We start from the raw sequence: 451 nt of genomic DNA on the forward strand, positions 1-451 counted from the left end.
TTGGTTCTGTATGTCCAGAACCAGAATATGCCGGACATCAGAAAATAAAGAAAAATAACACCTATAACACTTAATGGAAGATTACAAAACACTTCCGTATCCGGAAGATATGCGTAGATATAATAATCACGCTGTTTCAGCATGATTCCATAACCTCCAATTCCTTCCTTCTTAAAATGATAGATATGCTGACTGTCTGTATGCTTTTTCATTGCCTGAACAACTTCGTTGTCGGCTGTATTCTGTCCCAACAGGCTCTCATTATTGCTGGCAACAACGATTCCGTCGTCTGCAACGATAATCGTTCCATCTTTCTGGATACTATAACCATTTAAAAGCCCCTGTATCGTCAGCGTATAGTTTCTGGCAAATTCAGGAGATGTGTAGTAATAGATTGCAACGATACCCGGTGCATCTTTTCTGGCGCAGGCTGCAATGTCAATAAAGGATC

The 451-nt window shown here is 40.4% G+C and carries 1 pseudogene; it reads right to left on the bottom strand.

The features are described 5' to 3' along the window. Window positions 1-451, bottom strand: a pseudogene (locus DW922_RS18230) (hybrid sensor histidine kinase/response regulator); the annotation flags it as partial.

The organism is Clostridium sp. AM42-4 (genome assembly GCF_003480105.1).
Lineage (GTDB): Bacteria > Bacillota > Clostridia > Lachnospirales > Lachnospiraceae > Brotaphodocola.